The organism is Luteipulveratus mongoliensis (assembly GCF_001190945.1).
Lineage (GTDB): Bacteria > Actinomycetota > Actinomycetes > Actinomycetales > Dermatophilaceae > Luteipulveratus > Luteipulveratus mongoliensis.
In genome coordinates, this window is record NZ_CP011112.1 from 2431657 (window position 1) to 2454905 (window position 23249).

The 23249-nt window shown below is 68.3% G+C and carries 18 protein-coding genes; 13 read left to right on the forward strand and 5 right to left on the reverse strand.

Annotated features, from left to right (window positions below; translation table 11 throughout):
- Positions 1–118 precede the first annotated feature (118 nt).
- The 10 genes from VV02_RS11640 to VV02_RS11685 all read left to right on the forward strand — a co-directional run bounded on the left by VV02_RS11640 (position 119) and on the right by VV02_RS11685 (position 14462).
- Positions 119–1507: an ammonium transporter gene (locus tag VV02_RS11640; RefSeq protein WP_052591704.1), complete on the forward strand. Its 1389-nt coding sequence runs from the start codon at positions 119–121 to the stop codon at positions 1505–1507.
- Complete coding sequence (locus VV02_RS11645) at positions 1504–1842, forward strand: P-II family nitrogen regulator (protein WP_052591705.1); 339 nt, start codon at positions 1504–1506, stop codon at positions 1840–1842. The genes VV02_RS11640 and VV02_RS11645 overlap by 4 nt, the downstream gene beginning before the upstream one ends.
- An 81-nt stretch (positions 1843–1923) precedes the next feature.
- Complete coding sequence (locus VV02_RS11650; RefSeq protein WP_052591706.1) at positions 1924–4293, forward strand: [protein-PII] uridylyltransferase; 2370 nt, start codon at positions 1924–1926, stop codon at positions 4291–4293.
- 43 nt (positions 4294–4336) lie between these two features.
- Positions 4337–5941, forward strand: a complete 1605-nt coding sequence (gene ffh, locus VV02_RS11655) for a signal recognition particle protein (RefSeq protein WP_052591707.1) — start codon at positions 4337–4339, stop codon at positions 5939–5941.
- An 84-nt stretch (positions 5942–6025) separates the two neighbouring features.
- A complete protein-coding gene (locus VV02_RS11660) occupies positions 6026–7000 on the forward strand; it encodes a winged helix-turn-helix domain-containing protein (protein WP_052591708.1) in 975 nt (324 codons plus the stop codon).
- Positions 7001–7251: 251 nt separating this feature from the next.
- Positions 7252–8403 (forward strand): NlpC/P60 family protein, encoded by a 1152-nt coding sequence (locus tag VV02_RS11665; protein ID WP_052591709.1) that lies wholly within the window; start codon positions 7252–7254, stop codon positions 8401–8403.
- A gap of 51 nt (positions 8404–8454) precedes the next feature.
- A complete protein-coding gene (locus VV02_RS11670; RefSeq protein WP_052591710.1) occupies positions 8455–9705 on the forward strand; it encodes a hypothetical protein in 1251 nt (416 codons plus the stop codon).
- Positions 9706–9795: 90 nt separating this feature from the next.
- A complete protein-coding gene (locus VV02_RS11675; RefSeq protein ID WP_052591711.1) occupies positions 9796–10881 on the forward strand; it encodes an amidohydrolase family protein in 1086 nt (361 codons plus the stop codon).
- Positions 10868–11854: a GNAT family N-acetyltransferase gene (locus VV02_RS26915; RefSeq protein WP_218917400.1), complete on the forward strand. Its 987-nt coding sequence runs from the start codon at positions 10868–10870 to the stop codon at positions 11852–11854. The genes VV02_RS11675 and VV02_RS26915 overlap by 14 nt, the downstream gene beginning before the upstream one ends.
- A 163-nt stretch (positions 11855–12017) precedes the next feature.
- Positions 12018–14462 (forward strand): glycoside hydrolase family 95 protein, encoded by a 2445-nt coding sequence (locus VV02_RS11685; RefSeq protein WP_218917401.1) that lies wholly within the window; start codon positions 12018–12020, stop codon positions 14460–14462.
- An 18-nt stretch (positions 14463–14480) separates the two neighbouring features.
- On the opposite strand, the gene VV02_RS11690 is transcribed toward VV02_RS11685, so the two are convergent.
- Entirely contained in the window at positions 14481–15638 is a 1158-nt protein-coding gene (locus VV02_RS11690) for a GntR family transcriptional regulator (RefSeq protein ID WP_052596887.1), read from the reverse strand.
- A gap of 158 nt (positions 15639–15796) precedes the next feature.
- Between VV02_RS11690 and VV02_RS11695 the strand changes: the two genes are divergently transcribed.
- The 3 genes from VV02_RS11695 (at position 15797) to VV02_RS11705 (ending at position 17690) form a co-directional block, all read left to right on the forward strand.
- Positions 15797–16321: an RICIN domain-containing protein gene (locus VV02_RS11695; RefSeq protein WP_052591712.1), complete on the forward strand. Its 525-nt coding sequence runs from the start codon at positions 15797–15799 to the stop codon at positions 16319–16321.
- Positions 16322–16528: 207 nt separating this feature from the next.
- Positions 16529–16999 (forward strand): RICIN domain-containing protein, encoded by a 471-nt coding sequence (locus tag VV02_RS11700; protein WP_052591713.1) that lies wholly within the window; start codon positions 16529–16531, stop codon positions 16997–16999.
- Positions 17000–17240: 241 nt separating this feature from the next.
- Positions 17241–17690: an RICIN domain-containing protein gene (locus VV02_RS11705; RefSeq protein WP_052591714.1), complete on the forward strand. Its 450-nt coding sequence runs from the start codon at positions 17241–17243 to the stop codon at positions 17688–17690.
- Positions 17691–17875: 185 nt separating this feature from the next.
- On the opposite strand, the gene VV02_RS11710 is transcribed toward VV02_RS11705, so the two are convergent.
- The 4 genes from VV02_RS11710 to aceA form a co-directional block, all read right to left on the reverse strand.
- Positions 17876–18871, reverse strand: a complete 996-nt coding sequence (locus VV02_RS11710) for an ArsR/SmtB family transcription factor (protein WP_052591715.1) — start codon at positions 18869–18871, stop codon at positions 17876–17878.
- 142 nt (positions 18872–19013) lie between these two features.
- Positions 19014–19868 (reverse strand): hypothetical protein, encoded by an 855-nt coding sequence (locus tag VV02_RS26680; protein ID WP_052591716.1) that lies wholly within the window; start codon positions 19866–19868, stop codon positions 19014–19016.
- Positions 19869–20006: 138 nt separating this feature from the next.
- Positions 20007–21689 (reverse strand): malate synthase A, encoded by a 1683-nt coding sequence (aceB, locus tag VV02_RS11720; protein WP_052591717.1) that lies wholly within the window; start codon positions 21687–21689, stop codon positions 20007–20009.
- A gap of 112 nt (positions 21690–21801) precedes the next feature.
- On the reverse strand, positions 21802–23121 hold the full coding sequence (aceA, locus tag VV02_RS11725) for an isocitrate lyase (RefSeq protein WP_157063382.1): 1320 nt from the start codon (positions 23119–23121) through the stop codon (positions 21802–21804).
- Positions 23122–23249: the final 128 nt, after the last annotated feature.

A 23249-nucleotide genomic window follows, 5' to 3' on the forward strand; every position in this document is an offset into this window, starting at 1 on the left:
CGGGGTGAGACGGTTCCGGCCCCGCGACACCGAAGATTTGCGCGTCATTACTGGGCGCAACACAGACGTAACACAAGGGCACGGCCCTCGAAATCCGCGCCGATCAGGGTTCTGGGTCATGAGCTACGTTTCCCTTGCCGCCGCCGAGGCGCCGACGCTGGATGTGGGCAATACCGCCTGGGTCCTGACCGCCGCCGCCCTCGTGCTGCTGATGACGCCAGGCCTGGCTTTGTTCTACGGCGGTATGAACCGCTCGAAGTCAGTCCTGAACATGATGATGATGTCGTTCGGCGCCCTCGGGGTCGTCGGTGTCATCTACGTGCTGTGGGGCTTCTCGATGTCCTTCGGCCCCGACGACGTTGGCGGCATCTTTGCCAACCCGTTCTCGCTGTTCGGCCTCAACGGAGCCATCAACAACTCCGCGGGCGAACCGATCCTGTGGTCGGTGGGCAACATCCCGACCTCGGTCTTCGCCGGCTTCCAGCTGACCTTCGCGGTCATCACGGTGGCGCTGATCAGCGGCGCGCTGTCGGACCGCGTGAAGTTCAGCACCTGGCTGGTCTTCTCGGGTGTGTGGGTCACCCTCGTCTACTTCCCCCTGGCCCACATGGTCTGGGGCGGTGGCAAGCTCAGCGCGGCCGGCTGGTTCGGCAAGACGGCAGCTGATGGCACCGTCGAGTACGGCCCGATCGACTTCGCCGGCGGCACCGTGGTGCACATCAACGCTGGTATGGCGGGCCTGGTCCTGGCGCTCCTGGTCGGCAAGCGGATCGGCTTCGGCAAGGTGCCGATGCGTCCGCACAACGTGCCGCTCACGATGCTCGGCGCCGGTCTGCTGTGGTTCGGCTGGTTCGGCTTCAACGCCGGCTCGGAGCTCGCCGCCGATGGCACGGCCGGTCTCGTCTGGATCAACACCACCGCCGCGACGTGTGCCGCCATCCTCGGCTGGCTGCTGGTGGAGAAGATGCGTGACGGACACGCCACCTCGATCGGCGCGGCCTCCGGTGCCGTGGCCGGACTCGTCGCCATCACGCCGGCCTGTGCGGCCCTGTCGCCGATCGGCTCGCTCGTCCTCGGCGTCGTCGCCGGTGGCCTGTGCGCCGTCGCGGTCGGCCTGAAGTACAAGCTCGGCTACGACGACTCGCTCGACGTCGTCGGCGTCCACCTGGTCGCCGGCCTGTGGGGCACGATCGGTATCGGCCTGCTGGCCACGGGCAGCGGCCTGTTCTACGGCGAAGGCTTCCGCCAGCTGGGCATCCAGACGGCTGTTGCTCTGATCGCCGTCGGATTCACCGCCGTCATGACCACGATCATTGCCCTGGTGCTGAAGGCCGTGATGGGCTGGCGCATCAGTGAGGACGACGAGGTTGCCGGCATCGACCAGGCGGAGCACGCCGAGTCGGGCTACGACTTCGGAGCCTTTGGCGGTGGCAGCCGTTTCGGTCACCTGCCGCCAGCAGGCAGTACCCCGCTGTCGTCCGAGCACGCTGAGGAGGTCAACGCATGAAGCTCATCACCGCCATCATCAAACCGTTCAAGCTGGACGAGGTGAAGGAAGCCCTCGAGGCCTACGGCATCGCCGGCATGACGGTCAGTGAGGCCAGCGGCTACGGCCGTCAGCGCGGTCACAGCGAGGTCTACCGAGGCGCTGAGTACACCGTGGACTTCGTGCCCAAGGTGCGCCTCGAGGTCATCGTCGAGGACATGGACGCGGCCAGTGTCGTCGATGTCATCGTCAAGGCGTCGCAGACCGGTCGCATCGGCGACGGCAAGGTCTGGACGATCCCCGTCGATGAGGTCGTACGCGTACGCACTGGCGAACGAGGAGCGACAGCTCTGTAGGACGTGGTGGTGCCCAGGGACATCGTCGGCCCTGGGCGCCACCCACCCACGCTCGCTCCCAGCATCAGAGAGGTCAGATCGATGGACGCCGCTGCGCTGCACACGACGACGAGGCTCGACCTTGCCGCGACGCGCGACTTCACCCGCGCGGGCGCGGGACGAGGGCGCAGGGAGCGACTGACGGCGTACGGCCGCAGCTGGCTCGGTGACATCTGGGACGAGGCCGTCAAGCTCACGACCGGAGGCCGTGAGGAGGGCATCGCGCTCGCCGCGGTCGGCAGTCTCGCGAGGGGTGACTGCGGTCCGCTGAGCGACTACGACCTGGTGCTGCTGCACGACGGCCGCAGCGTGCGTACCGACGATGTCAACGCCCTCGCCGAGAAGATCTGGTACCCCGTCTGGGACTCCGGTGCGCGGCTGGACCACTCCGTACGCACCCTCGGCGAGTGCCGCCAGGTGGCCAGCAACGACCTCACGGCCGCCGTCGGCCTGCTCGACCTCGAGTGGATCTCCGGTGACCCGGTGGTCGTCTCGGGCGTCCGCCAGAGCATCGCCCACGACTGGCGCTCCAACGCTCGCAAGCGGCTGCCTGAGCTGATCGAGAGCCTGGAGCAGCGCCACGAGCGGCACGGCGACCTCACGACCTCGATCGAGCCGGACCTCAAGGAGGGCCGGGGCGGGCTGCGCGACATGACCATCCTGCGTGCGCTGACAGCGGCCTGGCTGGCCGACCGTCCGCACGGCGAGGTCGACGAGGCCTACGAACGTCTGCTCGACGTACGAGACGCCCTCCACGTCGTCACCGGTCGGGGCCGGGACCGGCTCGGTCGCGAGGACCAGGACGCCGTCGCCGCGCTGCTCGGACACCCGGACGCCGACGCGATGCTCACCAGCGTCGTCTCCGCCGCCCGCTCGGTGTCGTTCGCGCTCGACGGGACGATGCGTCGCTCGGCGCAGTCGCAGCGGGCCCGTACGCTCCGGGTCGGCCCTCGTCGTCCCGTGCTCACACCGCTCGGCTACGGCCTTTTCGGGCACGACGGAGAGGTTGTCCTCGGGCGCGGTCTGATCCCGACGGGCGACCCGCTCCTGCTCCTGCGCGCGGCCGGCTCAGCGGCCCGCCGACAGCTCCCGCTCGCGCCGACCACCGTCGCCAACCTGACCCGTGACATCGGTCCGCTGCCGACGCCGTGGCCCGAGCCCGTACGCGATGCCTTCATCGACCTGCTCGCCAGTGGTCCCGGGCTCGTGCAGGTCTGGGAAGCCCTCGACATGTCCGGTGTCATCAGCCGCTGGCTACCTGAGTGGAAGGCGGTCCGTAGCCGTCCGCAACGCAACGCCGTGCACCGCTTCACCGTCGATCGGCACCTCATCGAGACCGTGGTCGAGGCGGGGCGGCTGCGTCTTGGCGTCGACCGGCCCGACCTCCTGCTCGTGACCGCCCTCCTGCACGACATCGGCAAGATCGCCGGCGTGCACGACCACGCGGTCGAGGGCGCGCCCGTCGCGGCGAGCATGGCCGGCCGGATGGGATTCGACGACGACGACGTGGACGCGATCGAGCTCCTGGTCCGCGAGCACCTCAGCCTCATCGACCTCGCGACGCGTCGTGACCCGCAGGACCCGCAGACCGTACGAGCCGTGGTCGCCGCGGTCGAGGAGCGCGCCGACCTGCTCGAGCAGCTGCGCGCCCTGACCGAGGCCGACGCGCTCGCCGCCGGGCCGACGGCCTGGACGTCGTGGCGTACCCGGCTCGTCGACGAGCTGACCACGAAGGCGCGTGCCGCGCTCGCGGGCCGCCACGTCGTGCGCTCCGAACCGGAGGACGCGCCCGAGGTCCTCACCCAGGAAGCCATGGATCGCCTGATGCTGGGCGATGCCCATGTCGTCGTCACGGTCGTCGAGGGTGGCGCCCGAGTCGACGTCGCGGACCGGGACCGGCTCGGACTCTTCGCCGACACGGCCGGGCTGCTCGCGGCGTACGGCGCAGTCGTCCGCACCGCGCGCCTGCGCACGGTCGACGGCGTGGCCGCCAACACCTGGCACGTCGAGGTGCCGGACGGCGATCTCCCGGCGGCCGAGACGCTCCGGCGAGGACTGAAACAGCTGGCCGGCGGCGACCGTACGCCGTTGCGCGCCTTGGAGCGGCGCCGTCCGACGGGCGCGATCCCGCTGCGTCCTCTCACCCGGGCGGCGGTCGTCCCGGAAGGTTCGCAGGATGCGACCGTCATCGAGGTGCGCTCGCCCGACCGGCCCGGGCTGCTACGCGACATCGGCATGACGTTCGCGCGCTTCGGCCTCGGGGTACGCAGCGCGCACGTCGCGACGTACGCAGGCCAGACCCTCGACACGTTCTACCTGACGGGCGCGGGCGGTCAGCCCGTCGCGCCGCCCGCCGTGGCCCAGGTCATCGGTGCGCTCATCGATGTCTGCGACGGAGCGAACTCAGGCTGAACGCCGCGTCAGCGCCGACACGAGAAGGAACTACCCTGGGGCCGTGTTTACCAGCCTGTCCGACCGCCTGACCGCGACGTTCCAGAACCTTCGCGGCAAAGGACGCCTCTCCGAGTCCGATGTCAACGCCACGGTGCGCGACATCCGGATGGCGCTCCTCGACGCCGACGTCGCTCTGCCGGTCGTCAAGGAGTTCACCCGCGGCGTCCGCGAGCGGGCACTCGGCTCTGAGGTCAGCCAGGCGCTGAACCCCGGCCAGCAGGTCGTCAAGATCGTCAACGACGAGCTCGTGAAGATCCTGGGCGGCGAGACGCGTCAGCTCCAGCTGGCCAAGAACCCGCCGACCGTCATCCTGCTCGCGGGCCTCCAGGGTTCCGGTAAGACGACCTTCGCCGGCAAGCTCGCCAAGCTCCTCAAGGATCAGGGTCACTACCCGCTCCTGGTGGCGGCCGACCTGCAGCGCCCCAACGCGGTCACCCAGCTGGAGGTCGTCGCCGACCGGGCCGGTGTCGTCTGCTTCGCGCCGGAGCAGGGCAACGTCGGCGGCCACGACGCCGTCACGGACTCGGGCGAGGGCACCCACTCCTTCGGCGACCCGGTGTGGGTCGCCAAGGCCGGCGTCGGTCAGGCCAAGGTGCGTGGCTACGACGTGGTCATCGTCGACACGGCCGGCCGCCTCGCGGTCGATGAGAACCTCATGCAGCAGGCCCGCAACATCCGCGACGAGATCCAGCCCGACGAGGTGCTGTTCGTCATCGACGCGATGATCGGTCAGGCCGCGGTCGACACCGCGCTCGCCTTCCAGGACGGCGTCGACTTCACCGGTGTGGTGCTGTCCAAGCTCGACGGTGACGCCCGTGGTGGTGCGGCGCTGTCGGTCGCCTCCGTGACCGGCCGGCCCATCATGTACGCCTCCATCGGTGAGCAGACCAAGGACATCGAGGTCTTCCACCCGGACCGGATGGCCTCGCGCATCCTCGACATGGGTGACGTGCTCACCCTCATCGAGCAGGCCGAGAAGGCGTTCGACCAGCGGCAAGCCGCCGAGATGCAGCGCAAGTTCCTGGCGGACGAGGACTTCACGTTCCACGACTTCCTCGAGCAGATGTCGGCCATCAAGAAGATGGGCAACCTGAAGTCGCTGCTGCAGATGATGCCCGGTATGGGGCAGATGAAGGAGCAGCTGGCCAACTTCGACGAGCGCGAGTTCGACCGGGTCGAGGCCATGGTGCGCTCGATGACGCCGTTCGAGCGGACCCACCCCAAGCAGATCAACGGCTCGCGTCGCTCGCGCATCGCCAAGGGCTCGGGTGTCACGGTGTCCGAGGTCAACCAGCTCCTGGAGCGCTTCCAGGGCGCCCAGAAGATGATGCGGCAGATGCGCAAGGGCGGCGGTATGCCGGGCATGCCGCCGATGCCGGGTATGCCTGGTCCCGGGGCCGCTAGCAAGAAGAAGCAGGTCAAGAAGAAGGGCAAGAGCGGCAACCCGGCCAAGCGTGCCCAGCAGGAGAAGGCGGCTGCGGAGAAGGCCGAGGCGGCGCGTACGGCCTCTTTGGGCAACGCCTTCGGCACTCCTGAGCCCGAGCAGGACATGTCCGACATCAAGCTCCCCAAGGGCTTCGAGAAGTTCCTCGATCGCAAGGACTGAGCACCGCACCGTGTTCCGGCGGAACCCCACGCGGGTATCCAGCGTCTTGGCCTAGGAAGCAGAACTGGCCGGGAAGGGACCACAATGCTGCGCATCCATTTTGATGAGGCCGATCTGACCTCGATCGTGCTGGCGCCGAGCGCGTCCCCCATGTGGGAGATGCTGCTCAGCCTGCACGCGCTCCAGGCAACGTACGCCGACCCCGTGTTCGGGGCTTGGCGCCGCGAGACTCGAATCAAGGCCACGCCACATCTGCGCCTTCTCCTCGACGTCGCACCGGCGTACGGCTACTCACCCGACTTCGTGACGCCCGAGGTGATGGGCGGCTCGATCGACACCGCGCGTGACGCGCTGATGGCGACGCCGCTGGAGCGGGTGCACGAGGAGATCTCAGCGGTGGCCACCCGAAGCCCCGCGCGGCCCCGCCTCGAGCAGCTGGCGGGCAGTCCCAAGACCGGTCTGTCGATGCTGGTCGACGCCGTGGGCGCCTACTGGGCGACCGCGATGGCTCCGCACTGGGCGGGCCTGCAGCGTCGGGTCGCCGAGGACCTGGACCGTCGGCGACAGCTGATGACCACCCAGGGCGTGGGTGCGCTGCTGGACAGTCTTGGTCCGAGAGTCCGGTGGACGGGACGGGTCCTGGAGATCGCCGGATTCAACGACAACGACGTCTACCTCGAGGGCCGCGGTCTGACCCTGCAGCCGTCCTACTTCTGCTGGCAGGACCCCACCAAGCTGCGTGAGCCTCAGGGGCGGCCCGTGCTGGTCTATCCGATCGAGCACGACCGCTCGGTGCTGTCCGGCCGGAAGGCGCCGGAGCGGGAGAGCTCGATCAGCCGGCTGCTGGGAGAGGCGCGTCGCGACCTGCTCAACGCTGCTGAGAGTCCTGGCACCACCAGTGAGCTCGCACAGCGCTGCATGATGTCGGTCTCGAGCGCGAGCCGACACGCAGCAGCTCTGCGGGACGCCGGCCTGCTGACCTCGCATCGCGACGGGCAGTCCGTTCAGCATCAGACCACCGCACTTGGTCGTGCGCTGCTGTCAGGTTCAGTCGCCTGATTTCGAGCACTGTTGTGCAATAACCACATTCGCCTCTTGCGTGGGGCGTTTCGAACACCTAGATTGGCGCGTACGCATTTGGCGTACGCGCCAATTGTGTTTGTTTGCAGCGGTTTTCGGAGACGCAACTCGATGCGATCCGGTTCCATCTTTGCCATCTTGTGCAAAGGATTGGACGACGCTTTCCCGTTCGGCAATCTCTTAGGTGTTCGGCCAATCCCGGTCGAACAAGCCACGGGAAGGGAAGCATCATGAAGCACAAGATGCGCTACATCGGGGCGGGGCTCGTTGGATCCTGTGTGATCGCAATGGGTCTCGTCGTCACGCACAACTCAGCCAGCGCTGCCGACGGCAGCTGCGTCGCGCACGGCCAGGTCTCTGCTGCGTCAGCACGCGCCATCGAGGCGGCCTGCGCCGAGTTCAACAAGAAGACGCCGTACTCCTGGGGCGGCGGCCACGGGGGCCAGCCCGGCGCCACGACCGGAAGCATCTACGGCGACGAGCCCGGCGAGTCCGGCGGCTACTACGACGACCGCAACCTGGTCGGCTACGACTGCTCGGGCCTGATGCGCTGGGCGTGGTTCAAGGCGACCGGTGTCGACTACGGCGCCGGCGGAACGAGCCAGCAGGGCGGGGCAATGACCAGCCACGGCTTCACTGCGCTACCCAACCCGGGCGACGCCGGCAGCTACCAGCCCGGCGACGTCATCGTCTGGCGAGGCCACACCGCGATGGTGCTGGGCGACGGCATGATGGTGCAGGCCGAGGGCGACGACGCCGACCTCACGGTCAAGCCGATCTCCTCGCACGGTGGCACCCCCACCGGCGTCTACCGCTACAACGGCGACGGTGGCACCCCGCCGCCCCCGCCGCAGGATCCGGGCGAGGGTAAGCCGCTCTCGATCTGGGCCAGCAACGTTGCGGTCCGCACTGACTCCAACAACGGCAGCGCACAGGTCGGCACGACGGGTCCGGGCACGTTCGGGTTCACCTGCCAGAAGCGCGGCGAGAACGTCTCTGCCGACGGCTACTCCAACGACCTGTGGTCGTACTCCAAGAAGCTCGGTGGCTTCGTGAACAACGTGTTCATGAAGGGTGAGGCCGACTACGGTCTCCCGGCTTGCGGTGGCGACGCCCCGAAGCCCCCGGCTCCTTCTGACCCCGGCAAGTCCCTGGACATCTGGGCGACGGACGTCAACGTCCGCACCGACGCCACGTCGGCCTCGGGCAAGGTCCGCACCATCCAGCCCTCCTCCGCGACATTCACCTGCCAGAAGCGCGGCGAGATGGTCAACGACAGCGGCTACTCCAACGACCTGTGGTCCTTCTCACCGCAGCTCGGCGGCTACGTCAACAACGTGTTCATGAAGGGCGACGCGGACTACGCCCTCAAGGCCTGCTGACCGCGCACGCCACCACACACATCCACGCAGTGAACTCATAGGGGAGACGTCATGAAGAAGCTCAACAAGACGCGGTCGAAGGTGGCTCTGGTGCTCGTCGCCGGAATCGCCGTCGGTGGCCCAGCTGCCGCGTCGTTCGCCGCCGACGGCGGTGCGAAGATCCACGGAGGCGCCAAGACGCCGTACGCCACCAAGCGCATCCCGGGTCCGGCCGGCCCGCCAGTCAGCCCGTCCACGAAGGAAGTCAACGGCAAGAAGTCACACGGCCTGCGCAAGCAGACCAACCTGTCGACCAAGTCGTGTGGCGTGACGGCCGGCGACCAGGACGTGGCCAACCGCATCGGTGGCAACGTGCGCGGTGACCGCATCCAGGGCGCCGACGCCGAGCAGATCGCCTGTGCGCGTCGCGTCATCGAGGCCACCAAGGGTCACGGCCTGGACCGTCACGCCGGCTACATCGCGCTCATCACCGCGGTCGCGGAGTCGACGCTGCACAACTACGACGGTGGTGACCGTGACAGCCGTGGTCTGTTCCAGCAGCGTCCGTCGCAGGGCTGGGGCAGTCCTGAGCAGGTGACCGACCCGACGTACGCCACCAACAAGTTCCTGTCCGTGATGGAGGACATGCACCCCGGCGGCAGCTGGCACAACGGTGACCCCGGTGGCATCGCGCAGTCGGTGCAGCGTTCGGCCGTCCCGGATGCGTACAACAAGGAGGGCAACGCCGCGAACGTTCTCCTGGACGCGATGTGGGGTGGCGGCGGCGACAACCCGCCTCCGCCTCCTGCCGAGGGCAAGCCGCTGTCGATCTGGGCCGGCAACGTCGCCGTGCGCCAGGCGTCCAACAACGGCAGCGGCCTGGTCAAGACCGTGGGCCCGATGACCGCGAACTTCACCTGCCAGCAGCAGGGCGAGAAGGTCTCGGCGGACGGCTACTCCAACACGCTGTGGTCCTACTCGAAGGAGCTCGGCGGCTTCGTGAACAACGTGTTCATGAAGGGTGAGGCCGACTACGGTCTGCCGATCTGCGCCGGCGACGCGCCGAAGCCTCCGGCCGACGAGGGCAAGTCCCTCGCGATCTGGGCGACGGACGTCAACGTCCGCGCCGACGCCACGTCGGCCTCGGGCAAGGTCCGCACCATCCAGCCGTCCTCGGCGACGTTCACCTGCCAGAAGCGCGGCGAGAACGTGAGTGACAGTGGCTACTCCAACGACCTGTGGTCCTTCTCACCGCAGCTCGGCGGCTACGTCAACAACGTGTTCATGAAGGGCGGGTCCGACTACGGACTGAAGGCCTGCTGAGCACACCCAGGACCGGGTGCCACCACTGCTGTCAGGGCGGTGGTGGCACTCGCATGCCGTCTCAAGGCGTGCTGACCTAGGGTCTGTGGCATGGCTGCGGTGCTGCATGTCTCAGGGCAGGTCCTCGTCGGAGCGGATGAGGTCCGTGAGGAGATCTGGGTGATCGACGGGCGGGTGTCGTACGACCCGCCCGCCTCCGGGGTCGAGGTCCAGTCGGTCGCCGGCTGGGTCCTGCCGGGCCTGGTCGACGCGCACTGCCACGTCGGTCTCGAGTCCACCGGGGGAGTGCCGCCGGAGCGGGCCGAGGAGCACGCCATCGCCGACCGTGAGGCCGGAGCTCTCCTCCTCCGCGATGCAGGCAGCCCGGTCGACACCCGCTGGATCGATGACCGCGAGGACCTCCCTCGCCTGATTCGCGCCGGCCAGCACATCGCGCGGACCCGCCGCTATATGAAGAACTTCGCGCACGAGATCGAGCCTGAGGACCTGGTCGCCTACGTGCGGCAGGAGGCCCGGCGCGGTGACGGCTGGGTCAAGCTCGTCGGTGACTGGATCGATCGGGAGACCGGAGACCTTTCGCCGTCCTTCCCGGCCGAGTCGCTCAAGCCGGCGATCGATGCCGCGCACGCCGAAGGCGCGAAGGTCACCGCACACTGCTTCGGTGAGCAGTCCCTCTACGACCTCGCCGAGGCAGGCATCGACTGCATCGAGCACGCGACCGGCCTGCAGTCGGAGTCGGTCGAGATGTTCGCCGAGCGGGGGATCGCGATCGTGCCCACGCTGGTCAACATCGCCAACTTCCCGAAGTTCGCGGCGGCCGGCGAGAAGAAGTTCCCTGAGTACGCCGGCCACATGCGTCGGCTGCACGAGTCCCGCTACGACGTGGTCGGCGCGGCGCACGACGCAGGGGTGCAGGTCTTCTGCGGTACCGACGCGGGCGGTCAGCTGCCGCACGGGCTGGTGGCCGACGAGGTGATCGAGCTGGGCCGGGCCGGCCTCAGCCGGGTCGAGGCGATCTCGGCGGCGAGCTGGGGTGCGCGCGAGTGGCTCGGACGCCCTGGCCTCACCGAAGGCGCGAGCGCGGATCTCGTGGTCTACCAACAGGATCCACGCGAAGACCTACGCGTCCTGAAGGACCCGGCGCACATCGTGCTCAGGGGTCGTGTTGTCACCTGAGGTCAGGGGTCTGGAGGCGACGGGCGCACGAGTCCGTGTCAGCACGGTCGTCCAGTCCGACATCGCGCCCTATCGGCTGGCGGTCGAGATGTCCCGCGAGCGGCTGGCGCGCTGGAACCCCGTCGACCCGGACGACCTGGCCCGCCACCTAGCCGCCCAGTCGGCGACCCACCGCACGTTCGTGGTCCACGCGCTCGAGCCGGTGGGCCAGCACGACATCGTCGGCAAGGTCAACGTCACCAACATCGCGCGTGGCCGATTTCAGAACGCCACGATCGGCTACGACTCTTATGACCCGTACGCCGGTCGCGGACTCTTCGGCGAGGGCCTGCGGCTCGTCGTCGGACTGGCCTTCACCGCAGAGCCGCGCGGCCTCGGCCTGCACCGCGTCAACGCCAACGTGCAGCCTGGCAACACCAGCTCGGCAGGAGCCTTGCGGTCATTGGGTTTTCGGCGTGAGGGCCGGGCGGCGGCCATGCTCTGGCTGTCCGACGACACCGGTGCGACGGCCTGGCGCGACCATGATGAGCACGCAGTGACCGCGGACGAGTGGCCGGCTCCGGCGTACCAGCCGCATCAACATGCGCGCGTCGTGACGATCGTCAACGGCCCGTCGAGCGCCGGTAGGACCACCGTCACGCGAGCACTCAGCCAGGAGCTCGGCGTACCCGTGCTGTCCAAGGATCTCGTCAAGGACGACGAGACGCTGTGGTCTCTGCTCGCTGACTCGCCGACGGGTGCGGTGATCGAGGCGTCGTTCGCGCGAGAGGCGCAGGCTTTCGTACGAACTGGCTTGGAGCGTGCGGGTATTCGCGCCGAGCGCGTTCCGCAGGTCTGGTGTGAGGCGCCCTCGCTCGCGGCGCCGAACCAGCCGCTGGAGCTGGGGCCGCTGCTGCGGGTGGACACCTCCGCGCCGTGGACGCCGCGCGCCGTGACGGCGCTCGCGCTCCAGATCCGGGCGATCATCCACTGAGCCTGAGCTCCAACCTGATCGGCATCCGATCAGTAATCCTCGCCGGATTGATCCTTTATTCCTCTCCTCAGGTGCGCCCAGAGTGTCGCCGAGCCCGTGGGTAGCGGCGTCGCCCGATCGCGCACGTTTCCCACCCACCTCTGTGAGAACCCAGGAGATCGCGATGATCATGTTCGGACGAAAGGCGCACTCGGTCGTACTCGCCGTTGTTGTCGCGGGCCTGCTGGCGGCCACGTCGGGGACAGCGCTGCCTGGCCGTGCGCTGGGCGCGCCTCCGTCCGGAGTCACCGGTGCCCCGAGCGCGCACACCCTGTGGTACGACAAGCCGGCTACCGACTGGGAGCGTGAGTCCCTGCCCGTGGGCAACGGACCGCTGGGCGCGAGCTTCTTCGGCGGCGTGGACAAGGAGCGTCTTGCGCTCAATGAGAAGACGTTGTGGACGGGTGGCCCGGGTTCGCACGAGGGCGGACACGCGTACGGCTTCGGCAACTGGGAGCAGCCGCGACCGGGTGCCCTCGATGAAGTCCGTCGGCGCATCGCCACTGATACCAAGGTGCCGTCAAGCTGGGTCGGACAAAAGCTGGGACAGTACGAGTGGGGCTTCGGCGCGTACCAGCCGTTCGGTGACCTCGGCCTGGACTTCGCCGATGCGTCTGGTGACGTCAGCGGCTATCGGCGGTCGCTCGACCTGCAACAAGGCGTCGGAAGTGTTGTCTACCAACGGAATGGGACCACCTTCCGCCGGGAGTACCTGGCCAGCCATCCCGCGGACGTCGTGGCGGTGCGCCTGACAGCAGACACTGCTGGCGCGATCTCGTTCACCACGTCCTTCACGTCTCCCCACGCCGGCCGCTCGGTGAGTACGTCCGGCGGGCGGATGACCATCCGCGGGAGCCTTCCCGACAACGGCCTCGTCTACGAGGGCCAGGTCCAGGTGGTCGCCGACGGCGGCACGGTGCTGGACGGCAAGGAGACGCTCACGGTCCAAGGGGCCACCGCCGTCACCCTGCTGTTCTCGGCGGCCACCAACTATGCCGATACCTATCCCGCCTACCGCGGCGCGGACCCACACCACAAGGTCTCGACGAAGATCAACGCGGCGGCAGCCCTGCCCTATCGAGTTCTGCGGTCCCGGCATGTGGCCGACCACACCGGGCTGTTCAACCGGATGTCGCTCGACCTGGGGCAACCGCTCCCAGCGGTGCCCACGGACCAGCTGGTAGCCGGCTACACCGGGAGCAGGCCGCAGGACACATCCCTCGAGCAGCTGTTCTTCGAGTACGGCCGGTACCTGCTCATTGCCTCATCTCGCGCCGGGTCGCTGCCGGCCAACCTGCAGGGTGTCTGGAACACCAGCACGGCACCTCCGTGGGACGCGGACTACCACGTCAACATCAACCTCCAGATGAACTACTGGCCGGCTGAGGTGACCAACCTGACCGAGACGACGGCGCCGTTGTACGCGTACGCCGACTCCCTGCGTGCCCCGGGACGCGTGAGCGCCCGTCAGATCTTTGGGGTCGACAAGGGCTGGGTCGTCAGCAACCAGACCAACCCTTGGGGCTTCACGGGCGTGCACGACTACGCCGACTCGTTCTGGTTCCCGGAGGGCGGCGGGTGGCTCGGTCAGTCCTTCATGGAGCACTATCGATTCACCGGCGACAAGACCTTTCTGCGCAAGACGGCTTACCCGTACCTCAAGGAGACGGCGGAGTTCTGGTTGGACTTCCTGGTGCCAGACCCTCGGGACGGCAAGCTCGTCGTGACACCGAGCTTCTCACCGGAGCAGGGGTCGTTCTCGGCCGGCGCGAGCATCTCCCAGCAGATCGTCTGGGACCTGCTCAGCAACACGATCGAGGCGAGCCGTGACCTCGGGGTCGACACGGACTTCCGCAAGGAGCTGACCACGACCCTGAACCGGCTGGACCCGGGCACCCGGGTGGGCTCGTGGGGGCAGCTCCAGGAGTGGAAGGAGGACTGGGACGACCCGACCAACCAGCACCGCCACGTCTCGCACCTGTTCGGTCTGTTCCCCGGAAGACAGATCTCCCGGGACGACACGCCTGCGCTGGCCAAGGCCGCAGAAGTCTCGCTCCGGGCCCGAGGCAACGGCGGGACCGGGTGGAGCACCGCGTGGAAGACCAACTTCTGGGCGCGACTGGGTAACGGCGACGAGGCACACTCAACCCTGGCCGGCCAGCTGAACGAGTCCACGCTCCCGAACCTGTGGGACAGCCACCCGCCGTTCCAGATCGACGGCAACTTCGGCGCCACCAGCGGCATGGCGGAGATGCTGCTGCAGAGCGGGGAGGGCGTGGTGGATCTGCTTCCGGCGTTGCCGACCGCCTGGGACAAGGGTCGCGTCGACGGCCTACGTGCCCGAGGTGGTCTCACGGTCGGCATGGACTGGAAGACCGGTCACCTGGGCGAGGCCCGCCTGCGGGCCGATCGGACTGGCACGGTGCGGGTGCGCAACGCGGAGTTCGCAACCACGCCGATGCGGGTCGTCGGCGAGCAAGGCAGAGCAGTGGCGAGCACCCTCCGCGGCGATGTGCTGGAGATCGAGGCCAGAGCGCACGAGTCGATTCGCATCCTCCCGAAGGCCTGAGGGCTCGGCGTGGAGCCCTCAGGCCCCGCGGCCGCCAGCAGAGGTCGGCAGGTTCGGGTGGACGCGCTGCGCTCCGCAGGACTCGCGGACCACGATGCGAGGCCTCAGCCTGATCTGCTGCACGGGACAGGCGTCGCCTTCAGTGATGCGCCGCAGCAGGACTCCGACCGCGGTCTCACCGATCCGGAACTTAGGTGGTGAGACCGCGGTGAGCGGCACTGCCGCGATGTCGGCCGTCTCGTCGTCGTACGAGACGATCGCGAGGTCCTCGGGTATGCGGACACCGGCGCGGCTGGCGGCGCCCTCCAGGAAGGCGGCTTCCCGGTCGCCGAACGCGAGGGCCGCGGTCGCGCCGGCCTCGCGCAGCGACGCGATCGCCTGGTCGGCCTCGGGACCGGCCCACGCGTGGTACGTCGTGAAGGTTTCGCCGAGCTCGGGAAGCGAGAGCCGGGCCAGTGCCTCGCGATAGCCCCGAAGCACTTGGTCCCCAGTGGGATTCGGCGAGCGGCAGACCAGACCGATCCGGGTGTGCCCGAGATCGACCAGGTGCTGGACGGCATCCATCGCTCCGCCGGCGTGGTCGGTGCAGACGTGCTCGCTTCGGTCCTCGGTCCCCGCGTCCAGCGGGCGCCGTTCGAGCAGGACGACTGGTACCTGGAGCTGCATGAGCTCAGCCACTCGCCGCTGTGGGTCTTCGATGTCGTGCAGGGTCGGCGCGAGCAGGAGACCGTCGACATCGGAGTCGAGCAGCGATGCGATGTCGGTGTCCTCACGAGCGCCGTCGTACTGGGAACAGGCCAGCACGAGGCGGGCGGAGGCGGCGGAAAGGGCCGACTCGATGCCGGCGAGCACGCTCGGGTAGTACTGGGTCGTGCTCGGGACCAGGACTCCGACGGTCCGTCGGACTCGGGGAGGCGTGGTGCGCTCGGCGACGAAGGTGCCTGCGCCCTGACGGCGGACGACCAGGCCCTGCTCTGCCAGCTCGTCAAACGCTCGACGCACCGTGGTCAGGGACAACCCGCTGCGTGTGACCAGCTCCTTCTCCGTGGGGAGCTTGGCGCCGGGCACCCACTCTCCGGCCAGGATGCCCCGGCGCAGCTCCCCGGCAAGCGACCGGAACTTCAGTTCTCGGACCGTGGCATCGCGGGGCGCACCGCGCACGCGTCGATGTCCCATGCCACCCATGATGGTGGTCGCAAAGGGATGATTGAAGGTCTAATTCGGCCGGCGGCACCACCTTTTGCAGTCTGGTCGAAAGGTGGAGCCGCATCCCCCGACCGGCGTCCGATCGGTGTTCCTGTCCTGATCGTGAACAACCTCAAGGGGAGTACGTCATGAAGAAGAAGCTGATCATGGGCGCCGTCGGCCTAGTGGCCGCTGCCGCACCGATCATCGCCGTGCCCGCGATGCATGCCAGCGCGAAGCCCGCGGACGCTGTTCAGACGTTCATGAACGGCATGAGTGCTGACTGCATCGACGACAGTGACCAAGGCCTGCGGATGATGGACTGCGAGTCCGACAACCCGCACCAGCAGTGGGAAGTGCGCAAGTGGAACGACAACACCCGTCAGCTCAAGAACGTCGCCACGGGCCGGTGCCTGGACCACAGCAACCAGTACGGCGTCCGCACCTTCACCTGTCACGACCCGTCCAGTGACTTCTCCAAGTTCCAGAGCTGGACGGTGGATCACAAGTCGGGCAGCGCCGGCGACGGCGAGGCCTCGGGCATCAGCCTGACCAACCAGGCGACCGGCACGCGGCTGGCCGAGGAGGGGAGCGGCTGGTTCGGTATCGGCGGCGGCGACCTGATCGGTACGCCGGCGGACGGTGGCATCGACAACAACGAGACCTGGAGCTGAGGCTCCCTGCTGGCGCCGCGGCCCTACCCCCCGACGCGTCGCGCCACCTCGACCCCCGGAGCGCCCTCCCGCGCTCTGGGGGTCAGGTCATGCCCTGGACGCGAGCGCCGACCTTTGCAGTTTCATCGAAAGGTGGAGCGGGTCTTCGTGGCCGGCGTCGGATCAGTGTTCCTGTCCTGAACGTGAATGACTTCAAGGGAGTACGTCATGAAGAAGAAGCTCATCCTGGGGGCTGCGGGCCTTGTGGCTGCTGCCGCTCCGATCCTCGCCGTGCCGGCGATGCACGCCAGCGCCGCGCAGGGCGACCCGACCAACACCTTCCGCAACCTGGCCTCCGGGCGCTGCCTCGATGACAGCAACGAGGGCCTGCGGATGTTCAGCTGTAACGGTGGTGACTTCCAGAAGTGGGAGGTCCACAAGTGGAACGACGACACCCGCGAGCTGCGCAACAAGGCCACCGGCCGGTGCCTCGACCACAGTGAGGCCTACGGTCTGCGCACCTACCCGTGCAACAAGTCCAAGTGGCAGAGCTGGTACGTCATCCACGGGCTCGGTCGTAACGTCAACGGCTCGGAGATCCAGCTGGAGAACCAGCAGACTCGCAAGGTTCTCGACGGCTCGTTCAACAAGCCGGGTGCGAGTGAGAACTGGTACGACGGCACGCAGGCCTGGGTCTGAGCTGATCCGCACCACCCCTTGCCCGTCGTGGGGCACCCAAGGCGCCGTTCCTCCCATGAGGAACGGCGCCTTGCCATGCGCGAGCAGATGATCTCGAAAGCCGTTGCAGTGCATGGGAATTCGGTTGCCGCGGGCACTCTTCAGGCCAGCCCGAAAGGTCGGCTACCGAGGGAGCCAGACTCGCTGGGCGACGTCCTATCCGTGTACTTGTCCTGAGCCGCAAGACCACGGAGGAAGAGTCATGAAGAAGAAGATCATCCTGGGGGCCGCTGGTCTGGTGGCCGTCGCCGCACCGATCGTCGCCGTCCCGGCCATGCAGGCCGACGCCGCATCGGGGACCCAGACGTTCAAGAACGCCAGCACCGGCACGTGTCTGGACGACAGCAACCGCGGTGTCCGCGTCATCGGCTGCCACGGCGGACCGAACCAGCAGTGGCGCGTCCGGGTGTGGAACGACGGGACCCGCGAGCTGCGCAACGCCGCGACGGGCAACTGCCTGGACTACAGCAGCCGTTACGGTCTGCGTGGCTACCCGTGCAACAAGTCCAAGTTCCAGAGCTGGTTCATCGACCGTTGGAACGGCAAGATTGCCTTCCGCAACCAGCAGTACGGCCAGCGCCTTGAGGCCAACTGGTTCAGCGGCGTCGGTGTTGACTGGTCGAGCAGCTCCAAGACGCAGTTCTGGTCCTGACCCCACGATCTGGCCCAGCGCGCAGCCTGTCAGCGCGCGCGGGTCACGACGCGATCCCGGTGCGCACCTGTCAGCGCACCGGGATCGTGTGCGTCTGGGGGTCGTACGATCTCGCGGGCTCGAGGACATCCGGGCCACCGAACTCGCCGAAACGGACAGCCTTCACCGGTGGCTCCGGTCTTGGTCTAGCTGACGATGTTGCGCAGCAGGGTCGACCCGGAGGAGCTGATCGAGTGCTGCACCGATCGACCCGCGCGACGGGTCTGCACCAGCCCGGCGGCGTGTAGTACCCGCGCGTGCTCGCTGGCGCTGGCCAGCGAGATAGAGGTGCGTTGCGAGAGCTCCGTGGTCGAGCATGCACTGCGCGAGATCTCGCGCAACACCTTGGCCCTGGTGCTGCCGAGCAGGTCGTCGAGGGCTCGCAGGTGGTCATGGTCGCGTGGGGTCGTGGTCTGGTGCCACGTGAGGTCGTGGTGGATCGGGTAGACGAGAACCGGTTGAAGGCTGGTGTCCCGCAACGCAATCGGATGGCGGTGGCAGAAGAACGAGGGGACGAGGCGCAGTCCGCGCCCGTCGAGCCACAGATCGGAGTCGACGTGCCCGATGTCGACTTCGAGCACGGGTGGGCGCCAGTGGATCTTGGGATGCAGCTCCGCGGCCGCACCCGCGAGGCCGCCAGCGACGACGACCCTGGCGCGCGAGTCGAGGTCCTGGCTGGTCTGCCGGCGGATGCTGGACCAGAACGGTGCGAGCGCGCGGTCGTGATAGCTGCGAATCGCGCCGCCCAGCCTGGTCATGGTGCCTCGGTCGGGCTCTGGCGTCGTCAAGGCGTGTGCCCACGAGGGCAGTGGCCGGTCCTCGGCGAGATCGCGCAGGTCGGCACCCAGGCGAGCGGCCGGCGTACCGACGATGGCCTGGAGCCCGGCGTCCAGGCCGTGCACGGACTCGGCGGGCGTGAGGAAGTCGGGTGAGTAGCCCTCGGCCGGTGCGAGATCGATCAGCCGCCGGTCACTGTCCTCGAGCTGGCTCTTGATCCGCCGCCGCCACCGGCCATAGACATCGGGCTCGTCGTCGGTCTGCAGCATGTGCAGGCTCAGCAGCACCTCCCACAGCGGGTCGGGCTCCGTGGCGAACCGGGTGCGGGCCAGGTCATCGACGCCGAAATGGATCCGCAGACTCATGCTGTCCCCTCCCTGTCGGCGTCGGTACCGTCGCACGGCGCGATCGCTACACCCCCGAACCAATTTACGGCGTACGCGAATCAAAAAGTGCCTGCGACGACGCCAGTTGGTGCGACGGGCGCTGGTCGAAGCGGGTTCCGGGCTAACCGGTGACGGTGAAGTCGACCTTGCTGACCTGCCGGCCGTCGACGAGGAACGTGCAGCTGTAGGCGCCCGTTGAGATCGTGCCGCCGAGCGTCGCGGCGTCCGCCGCGAGCTGGACGATGGTGGCTCCATTGGTCTGCTTGCCGGCCGCTCGGTAGGGACCGCTCGGGGTCTGCACCCGCACCTCGACGGTCTTGCCGAGCACGTCCGTGATCAGCGAGCTGCACCCGATGCTGCGTGGCGCGGTCAGGGTGGCGGCGCCGCGGGCGCAGTGTGCGATGGTGCCGGCGCGATACATGGTGGCACCGTCGCACGCCATGGTCTGGCTGGCCTGACCCGCTGGTCCCTTGAAGGTTGTCGAGCCGGTCCAGGTCCGGGCGCCGGCCTTGAACTGGCACGCATAGGTGCCGCCCGGCATCTGCAGGTGACCGACCGAGAAGTTGAGGAAGAGCGGCTGCATGTCGGACTGCCGCGTCGCATTGGCGGTGTAGACCTGGGCGCCGTTGCGGAACAACGTGACGTTGATCGTGCCGGTCGCTTCCTTGGGCAGCAGCGCCGAGCAGGAGACCGCGCTGGTCGTGACGTCCTTCTCGGGCTTCTTGCAGTCGCGCGCCGTCAGGTCGGCCTCCTTGGTCCCGCACACCCGCACCAACGTGCTCGCGGAGCCCGGCGCGGCCTTGCTCGCAGGGCTGCTCGCGACCGGTGCCGGTGCGGGCGCGCTGGAGGCCGAGGCGCTGCTCTTCGTGGTGCTCGGCGGCGTGCTGGCGCTCCCGGAGTCGTCACCCGAGCAGCCGGTGAGCGTGAGCAGGGCGGCGACGCCCGCGACCAGGGCGGACGTACGGAGACGGAGCATGTGACTTCCTCGGGTGGCGCAGGTTGATCGGTCCGAGTGCGGTCGGAACCAGGAGCACAGCCTGCCACGACCGGCGTACGGCCAGCGCCCCCACGTCGAAGACGGCATGGGGGCGCTGGTTGTACGGGAGCTCGGCGGTCAGGCAGCCGAACCGTTGGTGGCACCGGTCGTCGCAGGCACCTGCTCGGACTGGCGCAGGTCGTCCGGTGTGAGCGCGCCCTTCATCCGCAGCGGCCGGTCGGTCAGGTAGCGCACGTAGCCGTAGTTGGTGAAGAAGCCCGGCAGGTAGTCGTCCAGCGCCACCTGAGTGAGGATGTCGCGGGCCGCCTCGTAGCGAGCGGTCTCGCCGGCGTCGCCGCTGCGCGTCAGGTGCGCCATCTCTTCCTCGATCACGCGCTCCAGCAAGTCCTTGGTGACCTGCGGACCCTCGGCCAGCTGTGAGCGGTGGTGCAGCCACTGCCACAGCTGGGCCCGCGAGATCTCGACCGTCGCGGCGTCCTCCATCAGGTTGTCGATGGCGACCGCGCCGGTACCGTCCACCCACGACGCCAGGTAGCGCAGCGCCACGGAGACGTTGGTCCGCACACCCTGGAGGGTGATGGTGCGCTGGGTGCCTTCCAGGGACACGAGGTCCCGTGCGGTGACATCGGCGATCCGCCGCACGTCGCGCTGGCAGCTCCGGTCACCCAGCACCGTGGCGTACGCCGTCAGGCACGTCTCCACGACCGCCGGGTGAGCGACCCACGAGCCGTCGAAGCCCTCGGCCGCCTCGCGCTCCTTCTCGGCACGGACCTGGGCGAGCGCGCGGTGGCGGCCGTCCTCGTCCTGCCGGGTCGGGTTGACCGCGGCGGGGCCGCCGATCGCGTGCGCGCCGCGCTTGTGGCAGGTCGCCACGAGCAGCTGCGTGTACGACCGCATGAACGGCGTCGTCATCGTCACCCGGTCGCGGTCCGGGAGCACGAACTCGTCGCCGCGCTGCGCGAACGTGCGGATGTAGCTGAAGATGTAGTCCCAGCGACCGGCGTTCAGACCGGAGGCGTGCTCGCGCAGCTCGTAGAGGATCTCGTCCATCTCGAACGCCGCGGTCAAGGTCTCGATCAGCACCGTCGCGCGGATCGTGCCCTGCGGGATGCCAAGCAGGTCCTGCGCCATCACGAAGACGTCGTTCCAGAGGCGAGCCTCCAGGTGCGACTCGACCTTGGGCAGGTAGAAGTAGGGACCAGCGCCGCCCTCGATCAGGGCCTTGGCGTTGTGGAAGAAGTACAGGCCGAAGTCGACCAGGCTGGCCGAGATCGGACGTCCGTCGACGGCGATGTGCTTCTCGCACAGGTGCCAGCCGCGCGGACGCATGATGATCGTCGGCGGGTTGAGCTGGCCCTGCTCGGTCACGCCGTCCTCGTCGGTGTACTCCAGCTGGCCGCGCACGGCGTCGTAGAGGTTGACCTGACCGGAGATGACGTTGGACCAGGAGGGAGCGGTCGCGTCCTCGAGGTCGGCCAGCCACACCTGAGCGCCAGAGCGCTGGGCGTGCACACCCATCTTGCGGGTGGCGGGGGAGACCAGCTCGCAGCGGCGGTCGGTCAGGCCCGGCCCGGGCGCAGCGACCGTCCAGCTGGGGTCGTTGCGGATGTTCTTGGTCTCGGGCAGGAAGTCCAGGTCCTCGCCCGCACTGATGCGGCGGGCTCGATCGCGGCGAGCCTGCAGCAGCTCGGCCCGCCTCCCGGCGAACGCGCCGTCGAGCGCAGCGACGAAGGCCACCGCCTCGGGGGTCAGGATCGTCTCGAATCGCGGGTGCATGGTGCCGCGGATCGTCGTAGTCATGATGTGCCTCCTTCGCTTGTCGTTCGTCCGGTGTGTGAAAAGAACCTGGGCCCCCGCGGCCGGAGCCAGGTGACCGCGGGGACCCAGGTGGTACGTACGGAGTGAGCTCAGGTCAGAACTGAGCGTTCTCCGTCGAGCCCTTCAGCGCCGTGGTGGAGCTGTTGGGGTCGATCGCGGTCGCGACGGCGTCGAAGTAGCCGGCGCCGACCTCGCGCTGGTGCTTGGTCGCGGTGTAACCACGGTCCTCGCTGGCGAACTCGCGCTCCTGCAGCTCGACGTACGCCTTCATCTGCTCACGGGCGTAGCCGTGGGCCAGGTCGAACATCGAGTAGTTCAGGGCGTGGAAGCCGGCCAGGGTGATGAACTGGAACTTGAAGCCCATCGCGCCGAGCTCGTTCTGGAACTTGGCGATCGTGGCGTCGTCCAGGTGCTTCTTCCAGTTGAACGACGGCGAGCAGTTGTACGCCAGCATCTGATCGGGGAAGTCGGCGTGGACGGCCTCGGCGAACTGCTTCGCGAGCTCGAGGTCCGGGGTGCCGGTCTCCATCCAGATGAGGTCGGCGTACGGCGCGTAGGCCTTGGCCCGGGCGATGCACGGCTCGATGCCGTTCTTCACCTTGTAGAAGCCCTCAGTGGTGCGCTCACCGGTGATGAACGGCTTGTCGCGGTCGTCGACATCGGTCGTGATCAGGGTCGCGGCCTCGGCGTCGGTACGAGCGATGATCAGCGACGGCACGTCGGAGACGTCAGCGGCCAGACGCGCGGCGTTGAGCGTGCGCACGTGCTGCTGGGTCGGGATGAGCACCTTGCCACCGAGGTGGCCGCACTTCTTCTCGGACGCGAGCTGGTCCTCCCAGTGCACGCCCGAGGCGCCGGAGGCGATCATCGACTTCATCAGCTCGTACGCGTTCAGCACGCCACCGAAGCCGGCCTCGGCATCCGCGACGATCGGCACGACCCACTCGTCGACCGACTTGTTGCCCTCGGCGTACTCGATCTGGTCCGCACGCAGCAGCGCGTTGTTGATGCGACGCACGACGGCCGGCACGGAGTTGGCCGGGTAGATCGACTGGTCCGGGTAGGTCTGACCCGAGAGGTTGGCGTCACCGGCGACCTGCCAGCCGGACAGGTAGATGGCCTTGAGGCCGGCCTTGACCTGCTGGACGGCCTGGTTGCCCGTCAGCGCGCCCAGCGCGTTGACGTAGTCCTCGGTGTGCAGCTTGGTCCACAGCTGCTCGGCGCCGCGGCGAGCCAGGGTGTACTCCTCCTGGACGCTGCCGCGCAGCTTGACGACGTCGGCGGCGGAGTAGTCGCGCTTGAGGCCCTTCCACCGCTCGTTGGTGTCCCAGTCCTTCTGGATCTCGGCGGCCGCTGTCGACCGCGGGTCCAGGCCCTGCTCGCTCAGCTGCGGGGTCTCGGTAGTGGAGGTCATGGCTCCTCGTCAGTCCTTTCGGTGCCGGCCACATGGGCCGGTTTGCCCTTCGATGTCACATGCGCCGGTCGCCGCGTTCGGCGTCCTGCGTTGCCCACACTCTGGCCGACTGGAACTGACAAGTAGCC